The sequence below is a fragment of the Salegentibacter sediminis genome (assembly GCF_002078605.1).
GTDB classification, from domain to species: domain Bacteria; phylum Bacteroidota; class Bacteroidia; order Flavobacteriales; family Flavobacteriaceae; genus Salegentibacter; species Salegentibacter sediminis.
Window position 1 is genome coordinate 40,355 of sequence record NZ_MSJR01000013.1, and the last position, 9,595, is coordinate 49,949.

General features: G+C 39.6%; 9 protein-coding genes. 7 read left to right on the plus strand and 2 right to left on the minus strand.

Going from position 1 to position 9,595, the window contains the following annotated elements:
- Nucleotides 1–14: 14 nt before the first annotated feature.
- The 6 genes from BUW93_RS14380 to BUW93_RS14405 all read left to right on the plus strand — a co-directional run bounded on the left by BUW93_RS14380 (nt 15) and on the right by BUW93_RS14405 (nt 7,137).
- Complete coding sequence (locus tag BUW93_RS14380; RefSeq protein ID WP_081212442.1) at nt 15–1,412, plus strand: tetratricopeptide repeat protein; 1,398 nt, start codon at nt 15–17, stop codon at nt 1,410–1,412.
- A 40-nt stretch (nt 1,413–1,452) separates the two neighbouring features.
- Nucleotides 1,453–2,391, plus strand: coding sequence for a DUF368 domain-containing protein (locus BUW93_RS14385; protein ID WP_081212443.1), 939 nt, complete (start codon nt 1,453–1,455; stop codon nt 2,389–2,391).
- A complete protein-coding gene (locus BUW93_RS14390) occupies nt 2,378–3,406 on the plus strand; it encodes a DUF368 domain-containing protein (protein ID WP_081212444.1) in 1,029 nt (342 codons plus the stop codon). Before BUW93_RS14385 ends, BUW93_RS14390 begins: the two co-directional genes overlap by 14 nt.
- A complete protein-coding gene (locus tag BUW93_RS14395) occupies nt 3,403–4,134 on the plus strand; it encodes a shikimate dehydrogenase family protein (RefSeq protein WP_081212445.1) in 732 nt (243 codons plus the stop codon). Before BUW93_RS14390 ends, BUW93_RS14395 begins: the two co-directional genes overlap by 4 nt.
- Before the next feature lie 115 nt (nt 4,135–4,249).
- Nucleotides 4,250–6,499 (plus strand): DUF349 domain-containing protein, encoded by a 2,250-nt coding sequence (locus BUW93_RS14400; protein WP_081212446.1) that lies wholly within the window; start codon nt 4,250–4,252, stop codon nt 6,497–6,499.
- 11 nt (nt 6,500–6,510) lie between these two features.
- Nucleotides 6,511–7,137, plus strand: coding sequence for a class I SAM-dependent methyltransferase (locus tag BUW93_RS14405; RefSeq protein WP_081212447.1), 627 nt, complete (start codon nt 6,511–6,513; stop codon nt 7,135–7,137).
- On the opposite strand, the gene mazG is transcribed toward BUW93_RS14405, so the two are convergent.
- Together mazG and BUW93_RS14415 are read right to left on the minus strand one after the other, a co-directional pair.
- Entirely contained in the window at nt 7,138–7,911 is a 774-nt protein-coding gene (mazG, locus tag BUW93_RS14410; RefSeq protein WP_081212448.1) for a nucleoside triphosphate pyrophosphohydrolase, read from the minus strand.
- 141 nt (nt 7,912–8,052) lie between these two features.
- Nucleotides 8,053–8,847: an endonuclease/exonuclease/phosphatase family protein gene (locus BUW93_RS14415; RefSeq protein ID WP_198537020.1), complete on the minus strand. Its 795-nt coding sequence runs from the start codon at nt 8,845–8,847 to the stop codon at nt 8,053–8,055.
- Between the two features lie 275 nt (nt 8,848–9,122).
- Between BUW93_RS14415 and BUW93_RS14420 the strand changes: the two genes are divergently transcribed.
- Nucleotides 9,123–9,341, plus strand: a complete 219-nt coding sequence (locus BUW93_RS14420) for a hypothetical protein (protein WP_081212450.1) — start codon at nt 9,123–9,125, stop codon at nt 9,339–9,341.
- Nucleotides 9,342–9,595: the final 254 nt, after the last annotated feature.

A 9,595-nucleotide genomic window follows, 5' to 3' on the forward strand; every position in this document is an offset into this window, starting at 1 on the left:
GTAATTCCCTGTCTATGCAATTAAGCCATAACGACGAAAACAATTTCTCACTCACCCGCTTTGAATCTATGCTAAAAACAAACGATGTTTTGTTTTTTGATTCTAACGAATTTGAGAACATAATAAACTACTACCTGGAAAACGGTAAAATTGCCCTGGCCAAGAAGGCTGTTAAGTTAGGCCTGGCACAACACCCAGGTTCTACAAACCTTAAACTTTTTAAGGTAGAGATTCTGGTATTTGAAGATAAACTGGATCTTGCCGATGGATTACTTAGCGAACTTCAGGACCTGGAATCTTCTAATGAGGAGATCTACATCCAGAAGGCTCAGATCTTCTCTAAGAGAGACGAGCACCTTAAAGCCATACAAATGCTGGAAATGGCACTGGAAAACACCCTGGATGAGGCCGAGGTATATTCCTTAATCGGAATGGAATATCTCTTCCTTGAAGATTTCGAGAACGCTAAGTATAGCTTTATGAAATGTCTGGAAGCCGACGAAGAAGATTATTCTGCTCTTTATAATATTATGTATTGCTTCGATTTCCTTGACCAAAAGGAAGAAGCCATTGATTACCTGAATATGTATCTGGATAAAAATCCGTACTGCGAGGTAGCCTGGCACCAGGTAGGAAAACAATATTTTGATTTGAAAGAATATCAGAAAGCACTCTCGGCTTTTGATTTTGCTATAATAAGCGATGATAATTTTATTGGAGCTTATCTTGAAAAGGGAAAAGTACTCGAGAAACTTGGGCGTTATAATGAAGCCATAGAAAACTACAAAATAACTTTGGAACTGGACGATCCTACTTCCTTTGCTTATTTACGTATTGGAAAAAGCTTTGAAAAGCTCGGCCTAGATGATCTTGCTTTAAAACATTACAAGCAGTGCGTGCACGAAGATCCGTTGCTTGACAAAGGTTGGATTGCCATCACCGATTTCTATATTAGAACGAAGAACTATCAAAAAGCACTTTACTATATCAATAAAGCGATAAGTATCGACGAAGAGAATGTGCTTTACTGGAAGCGTTATGCCAGGATCAATAACAGGTTGAAATTTTTTGAAGAAGCAGAAATTGGCTATAAAAAGAGCCTTGAACTGGGTAATTACGAATTGGAAACCTGGATTAAACGTTGCGATATCCTTACCGACCTGGGCGAATTTGAAATCGCAGTTAATAATTTGAATCAGGCGCTGGAGTTTCATCCCGATTCTGCCGAAGTGGAATTCAGGCTTGCCGGTTTATATTTTAACCTGAACGAAGGGGATAAAGCTTATTATCACCTGAATAACGGTCTTAAAATTGATGCTGAATATTATATCATTATCGAAGAACTTTTTCCACAAATCTTTCAGCGTAAAAGCGTAAAAGAAATTATAAATTCCTTTATAAACCTCTCTTAGTTATTTTGCTAACTTTGGACGGAATTTATAATTTTCAAGAATGCAAAGAAGCTTCTATGATTACCTCACTATAAGCTTAAAAGGAATAGCTATGGGTGCTGCCGACGTGGTTCCCGGCGTCTCAGGAGGAACAATCGCTTTTATTTCAGGGATTTATGAGGAACTAATCTCCACCATTAGTGGGGTAAAACCTTCTTTGATTAAAACCTGGAGAACAGATGGCTTCAAAGCCATGTGGAAAGAGCTCAATGGGCCCTTTATTCTTGCTCTTTTTTCAGGGATACTTATAAGCCTTTTTACCGTAATGCGGCTGGCTAATTACCTTTTAGAAAACCACCCTATACTTATCTGGTCTTTCTTTTTTGGACTGGTAGTCGCCAGTGTATGGTATGTAGGTAGCCAGATTCCCAGGTGGAATTTTAAAGTACTACTCTCTCTGTTGGTAGGAGCAGCTATAGCCTTTTATATTGTTTCTTTACCTCCTCTTGGCGCAAACACCGGAAACCTCTTTATTTTCTTTGCAGGTGCCATTGCCATTTGCGCCATGATCTTACCGGGAATTTCCGGAGCATTTATCCTTGTTTTACTGGGGGCCTACAAGACGATAACCGAAGCTGCACACGATTTCGACTTTAAAACCCTGGGGATTTTTGCTGTGGGTGCTATAGTGGGGCTTCTAAGCTTTTCTAAGTTACTAAAATGGCTTTTTGTTCATTATACCAATGTCACCCTAGCTGTCCTCACAGGATTTATCGCCGGCTCATTGAATAAAATATGGCCCTGGAAAGAAGTTCTGGAAACCGAATTTTACGGCGAGAAAGAGGTCGTTCTAAAAGAGGCCTCGGTTTTACCATGGAATTTTGACGGAGAGCCCAATACTCTTTATGCAATAATTTTAATGCTGGCAGGTTTCCTGCTAATCTTTCTTTTGGAACGCTTTGCCAGTAAAAAACCTGAACAGGAAGATGCAACAAACTAGAACCCTTACCGACAAAGTACTACTGGTACTTAAAGGTTTGGCTATGGGTGCCGCCAACAAAGTCCCCGGTATTTCGGGAGGCGTGGTGGCTTTTGTAGCAGGGTTCTATGAGGAATTTATTTATTCGCTTCAGAAGATAAATCTCAAAGCGTTCAAATTGCTGATAAATGGTAGGTTTGGAAGTTTGTATCAATATGTAAACGGTAAGTTTCTGGGGTTGTTAATCTTAGGAATGCTCATTAGTTATTTCAGTGTCTCAAAGCTTTTGGATCTGCTAATGCTCGAATATGAGCTATACGTCTGGGCCTCTTTCTTCGGGATGATTATTGGGTCTATTTACTATATAAGTATGGATTTTGAGGAATGGAGCCAGCGCAGTCTGGCTTTTGTAGCTATGGGAATTATGGCTGGACTGGCTATTAGTTTTCTGGAACCGGCAAAAGAGAATGACAACCTCTGGTTCGTATTTTTCTGCGGGATGGTAGGCGTATCAGGAATGACCCTCCCGGGCCTCTCCGGGTCTTTCATCCTTATTTTACTGGGAAATTATGTGCTCCTACTGGTAGATTCGGTAAATGCACTTTATGACACCATCACCGATCTCCTCTTACTGGACTTCAGCTTTTTGCAAAATGCCGACAGAATACGCCTTTTAAAAGTGATGATTGTTTTTGCTTTAGGCTCCCTTGCCGGACTGGTAAGTTTATCTCATCTTCTGGGTTTTGTCCTGAAACATTATAAAAAAGACACTTTTGCCACTATTATAGGTTTCATTACCGGATCGCTTGGGGTCGTTTGGCCCTGGAAGGAAAAGATCTATGCGATTGGAGCCGATGGAAATATAAAGATAGACAGCACAGGAAATAAGGTGTTGGATAATTACGACCGGTACTTTCCGTCATTCAGTTCTTTTGAAACCTGGATGGCAATCTTTTTTATTATTCTGGGTGCCGTCCTGGTGCTGGGATTGGCCTGGTATGAAAAGAAAAACTCTAAAATGAAAACCTCAGCATGAAAACTTACGGCCTTGTAGGAAAAGACATAGATTATTCTTTTTCAAGAGCTTATTTCGCTGATAAGTTCAAAAGGGAAAATATCGCTGCAGAATACAAAAATTTTGACCTGGAGGAAATCAATCAGTTCCCGATTATTCTGCAGAAGGAGTCGCAAATTTCAGGCTTAAATGTTACCATTCCCTATAAGCAAGCTATAATTCCCTATCTGGATAAACTTTCTGTCGATGCTGAAAATATAGGAGCCGTAAACACTATAAAAGTGGAAAAGGACTACACTTTGACCGGTCATAACACCGATTTTATAGGATTTCAACAATCGATAAAACCTTTCCTGAAAGCACATCATAAGAAGGCCCTTATCCTGGGAACAGGAGGCGCCTCAAAAGCTATTGCCTATGCCCTGGAAGACCTTGGAATTGATTTCAGATTTGTATCAAGAAAAGCAGACTTTGGAAGACTTGATTATGCTTCGATAAATAAAGAGATTTTACAGGAATTTAGCATTATTGTTAATTGTACCCCACTGGGCACTTTCCCGGCAGTAGAAAAACACCCTCCCCTGGCTTTTAAGCATATTAACTCTTCACATTTGGTTTACGATCTTATCTACAATCCTGAAAGCACCAAACTTATGGATCTCGCCCTACAGCAAGGCGCAACTGTTTCTAATGGCCTTAAAATGCTGGAACTTCAGGCCGAAGCTGCCTGGAATATTTGGACCTCATAGACCCAATTCCATTAGTTTTTAATCTTTACAAATAGAGCTAATTGTTTGTCCAATTTTAGGGGAGTTACTATCTTTCAGCCTAAATAAATTTTGACGAACCTTAACATTGAAAGATATGTCTCAAGAAGAAAATGAAAACAGAAAGGAAGAGCTTTCCAACGAAAGCCTGCAAAAGCCTAAAAATAAAGAGCAGGAAGAAAGCCAGGGAAATGTAAACGAGGAGAATTCATTTTCTAAGCCTGAAGAAGAGGAGAAATCTGAAGAAAAAGAATCACAGCAAAGCCTTTCAGAGCAAAAAGAAAGCGAGCTGGAAGATGCTATGGTTGAAGAAGCTTCTTCAGAAAAATCTTCAAAGGACAGGGAAACGGCCGATAGTTTGGAAGAATCTATGCTTGAAGCTGAGAAAGTTTCAAAGGATGAAGAACCTGAGGCTATTTCAGAAAATAACTCAGATGAAACTAAAACTGCGGAGAACAAAGAAGCTAAAGCTACTGCAGATAAAACAGAAGTAGATTCAGAAGAATCTTTAGATGAGGAGGAGGAAGAAGAAAAAAGCAAAAATAAAACCCCAAAGGACGCCCAGGAAGATGTTGACGAGGCGGTAGCCGAAGAAAGTGAAGACGAGAGTGCCGGGGAGCGTCACAATATTCAGCAGAAAGATTACCACTCTATGAGCAAGGAAGCTCTGGTAGACGAACTGGAACATCTTTTAAAGACCGAAAAGGTACAGGCAATTAAAGAGCACGTAGCAGAAATACGTGCCGAATTCAATGCAAAATTTGATGAGGAACTGGAAGAGAAAAAAGAGGATTTTCTGGCCGATGGGGGCAATATAATTGATTTCCACTACTCCACTCCATTAAAAAAACGATTCAATTCCCTTATTTTTGATTATAAAGAAAAACGAAATAAGTATTACCAGCAGCTTAAGCAGGATCTCAATAAAAACCTCAATACACGTATGGAAATTATTGAGGAATTAAAAGGCTTAATTGATGTTGAAGAGAATATAAATACCACTTACAAACATTTTAAGGAACTCCAGGATCGCTGGAAGGTCGCCGGGCCAATCCCAAGAGATCAATACAATAATGTTTGGAACACCTACCATCACCACGTCGAGAATTTCTATGATTTCCTGCATTTAAACAGGGAATTTAGGGATATGGATTTCAAACATAATCTCGAACAGAAACTCAAGGTGATAGATCGTGCTGAAGAACTATTACAGGAAGCCGATGTAAATCGTGCATTCAGGGAGCTGCAGATGCTTCATAAAATGTGGAAGGAAGAACTTGGTCCTGTTGGTAAAGAGTTTAGGGAAGAGATTTGGGACCGGTTTAGCACAACCACCAAAAAGATCCACGATAAGCGTCAGGAATACTTCAGTAAACTCGATGAAGAATTTGAGGAAAACTGGAAGAAGAAACAGGAAATCATTGAAAAGATCAGGCTAATTGCCGAAGAGAATTACACCACCCACAATAAATGGCAACAAAAGATTAAAGAAATTGAGGCCTTGCGGGAAGAATTCTTTAAAGCCGGCAAGGTACCCCGCAGTAAAAATGAAGAAACCTGGAGCCAGTTTAAGCAGGAAGTAAGGAAATTTAATCGCAGTAAAAACACTTTCTACAAGAATCTTAAAAAGCAGCAATACGATAACCTGGAGAAGAAAAAGGAACTCATCAAAATTGCCGAGGACAATAAGGACAGCGATGATTTCAAGACCGTTACTCCTTTGATGAAAAAGATCCAGGCCGACTGGAAAAAGATTGGTCACGTACCCCGCAAAGACAGCGATAAGGTTTGGAAACAATTCAAAGCAGCCTGTAATCATTATTTTGATAGACTACACGCCAACCGTAACGAAGAAAACAAGGAAGAATTTGAAGCTTACGACAAGAAAAAGGAAATCCTCGATAAACTAAAAGCCCTTGAGCTTAGCGGGGACAAGAAGGAAGATCTTCCGAAGATTAAAGAGCTGATCGGAGCCTGGAGAGAAGTGGGAAAAGTCCCTCATAATAAGAGGTTTATTGAAGGAAAGTTCAATAAGACTTTAGACCAGGTCTTCAATAAACTCGATATGGACAAGACCAAGGTCGAGATGATGAAATATGAAAATAAGCTTCAATCTATCAATGAGGCCGAAGACGACCGACAGTTGCAGAATGAGCATTATTTCCTCACCAAGAAAATAGAGGAAACCAAAGCTGAGATTCGCCAGTTAGAGAATAACCTCCAATTCTTCTCCAATGTAGATGAGGATAATCCATTGGTACAGGAAGTTCACAAGAACATCGCCGATCATAAGGCCCAGCTTGAAGTCTGGAAAGAAAAATTACGCAAGATCAAATCGCTCTATTAAAATTGTTCAGAATGAATTGCACTTTATGCGGTGCTGAAACCAAAACATTCTGGAAAAGTAAAAATCGGGAATTTGTTGTTTGCACTAACTGTGAAGGCATTCAACTTTTACCTGAATTTTATATTAATAAAGAGGCAGAAAAACAGCGGTATCTAACTCACAACAACGATGTTGAAGACCCGCGTTATCAGGAATTTGTAAGTCCGATAACCTCCAGGGTTTTAAATGATTTTTCAGCTAAGAACACCGGTTTGGATTATGGGTGTGGCACAGGCCCCGTGGCTACCAGTGAACTCGAAAAACAAGGCTATTCTGTAGCACTTTTTGATCCATATTTTTATCCGGATAAGAGCGTCTTGAAAAATTTCTACGATTTCATTATATGCTGTGAAGTAATGGAGCATTTTCATGATCCAGCCAGGGAATTCCGGGATCTTTCCTACAAACTAAATCCCGGCGGAAAACTCTATTGCAAAACTTCGCTATATACCGAAGGTTTAGACTTTGACACCTGGTATTACAAAAACGATCCCACGCACGTATTTTTTTATACTGAAAAAAGCCTGATCTGGATCAGAGATAATTTTGGATTCAGCAAGCTTGAGCTAGAATCCAAGCTAATGGTGTTTAGCAAATAATCAGAGAGATTTTGCTTCATTCCAGAAAACATCCATTTCGGCGAGCGTCATATCTTTTAGAGCTTTATTCTGTTCTTTTGCTTTAGCTTCCAGGTACTGAAACCGCTGAATAAATTTCTTGTTGGTACGTTCCAGCGCATTTTCAGGATTGACTTTAAGGAAACGGGCATAATTGATCATCGAAAAGAGCACATCCCCGAATTCGGCTTCTATTTTCTCCTCATTATGAGCATTGACTTCGTGTTGTAATTCCCCCAATTCTTCCTGTAATTTTTCAAAAACCTGTTGTGGCTCTTCCCAGTCAAAGCCAACCCCAGCCACTTTATCCTGAATACGATTTGCTTTAACCAATGCCGGCAGCGAACGCGGCACACCTTCCAAAACACTCTTTTTACCTTCTTTTAATTTCAGATTCTCCCAGTTTCGCTTTACCTCTTCCTCATCGGCAACCTTCACCTCTCCGTAAATATGAGGATGACGGTCAATTAATTTATCACATATACTATGGGCGACATCGGCAATATCAAAAGCCTTTTTCTCACTGCCAATTTTAGCATAAAACACCAGGTGTAACAACACATCTCCCAATTCTTTTTTCACCTCTTCGAGATCATTATCCAGAATCGCATCTCCTAGCTCGTAGGTTTCTTCTATGGTAAGATGTCTCAGAGATTCCATGGTTTGTTTACGATCCCAGGGACATTGTTCCCGGAGTTCATCCATGATGGTTAGGAGGCGATCGAATGCTTTTAGTTGTTCTTCTCTGGTATTCATAGCGGGAATTGAATTTGGGTAAAAATAAGATATTTAAATCCAAATCTAAAGCCTGAGGCGATATGTTCACAACGCTAATTTCTATGCTAATAATCGAATGTCAAAAAGAAGTAGCGCTTAAACTAACAGTCTAACTCAAATTTATTTTAATAATTCAATTAAGGCAAAAACCGGCCGATGATCTGAAGCATATTTTTCGTCAATGACTTTGTGAGCTTTTGTCCTGAATTTTTGTTGAGGATGCTTATACGCTATAAAATCAATAGCTCTGGTGGGTGCTATTACGGGGATAGTGGGCGGACAGGCACTACAAGTTAACTCAAATGCCGATGCTAAGATCGCTATAGTTTCAGAGCCCGGAACATCGTTAAAGTCTCCTGCCAGGATTACCGGCAGCTCCATTTTTTCCACAATTTCAAGAATCCTCTTAAGCTGCAGGATTCTACTCGGGGAGTTTTCTTTATAATCTAAATGAGTACTGGCGAAAACAATTTTATTGCCATCAGGTAGTCTTATTTTTCCTGTAGCCATCACCCGGTCTTCAGTATTTGCTCCCGGTTCATTCGGTAATCGGTGAGTAACAGCCTCCGCTATCGGGTATTTGGAAAGTATCGCATTGCCATATTCTCCTCCGTTGAAATTAAGTGCCTTTGAAAAATAAAAATACATATTTAATTTCTCTGCAATCAAGGCTGCCTGATTCCCTTCTCCCGACCTTTCGGTGCCGGAATCTACCTCCTGTAGCGCTACCAGATCGGCATCCTGATCCTTTATTACCCGAACAATCGCGTCTATATCGATAGCATCAGCTTGTGAAGGAGGATTGGCGTGATGAATATTATAAGACATCACTTTTATTTCCCCTGAAAACTTAATAGTATCTTCTACTATAGCCTGAGCAAACCCGGAAGCAGGCAGCATAAATATGCTTAGCAACTACAGCATATTTTGAACATTTAGAATTCTGTTACTCATTAAGTTCTGATTGTTTTTAGTTTGGCAGCGTTATTTTGTGAGCTTAAATTTATTAAACCTGATTAAAAGATGTTTACAAGTTAATTAATTATAGATTCTTTCAGAAATTCCTACAAAATATAATTCAAATTCCTATCTTGTTAAAAATTTAACAAGCAGGATCAATTTGCAACGGATTCTGCAACAGTCGGCCTTCCCTACAATGCCGTTTTTGATAAGCATAAGCCCATTTCTGCATGCAGTCGGAACAAGAAATTAATCCCGGGAACCTATCTATACTCAAGCCTAAAAAGGCTTTCCATACAACTTTTTTTAGAGTAAAGCCTTCAGCCATAGCAACAGAAATCGCCCGGCCGGGCTATGCGCTTTATGGCTTGACTGAGGAAGATATTGGAATTGCTGTTAGGAGTGTGGGCCGGGAAAATAGTGTTAATCCCGTAGAATATATAGCATAAAGAATACTTAGTAAAGTGTAAAACAAGTTGGGCGGCATTTAGAGAACCACTTCAAAACAACCAAAACCATTAACTTGAATGGACGATAACAAAGAATTTGATTTTGAACTAGATTTATTTTTTGAGCGACAAAAAAATCCAGTCCAAGCATTTGCACAAATTGGAAAAATGTATGATCGTCTTTTGTCTATTGACCAGCAGATATTTTACAATATAATACCAAGTGCTAAAATTGAATACGAACTGGTTGACCT

Bases quoted from the DNA above. Each gene is read 5' to 3' on its own strand.
- BUW93_RS14395 (WP_081212445.1), top strand. From the start codon at position 3,403: ATGAAAACTTACGGCCTTGTAGGAAAAGACATAGATTATTCTTTTTCA.
- BUW93_RS14405 (WP_081212447.1), top strand. From the start codon at position 6,511: ATGAATTGCACTTTATGCGGTGCTGAAACCAAAACATTCTGGAAAAGT.
- BUW93_RS14420 (WP_081212450.1), top strand. From the start codon at position 9,123: ATGCAGTCGGAACAAGAAATTAATCCCGGGAACCTATCTATACTCAAG.
- BUW93_RS14390 (WP_081212444.1), top strand. From the start codon at position 2,378: ATGCAACAAACTAGAACCCTTACCGACAAAGTACTACTGGTACTTAAA.
- mazG (WP_081212448.1), bottom strand. From the start codon at position 7,911: ATGAATACCAGAGAAGAACAACTAAAAGCATTCGATCGCCTCCTAACC.
- BUW93_RS14385 (WP_081212443.1), top strand. From the start codon at position 1,453: ATGCAAAGAAGCTTCTATGATTACCTCACTATAAGCTTAAAAGGAATA.
- BUW93_RS14380 (WP_081212442.1), top strand. From the start codon at position 15: ATGCAATTAAGCCATAACGACGAAAACAATTTCTCACTCACCCGCTTT.
- BUW93_RS14400 (WP_081212446.1), top strand. From the start codon at position 4,250: ATGTCTCAAGAAGAAAATGAAAACAGAAAGGAAGAGCTTTCCAACGAA.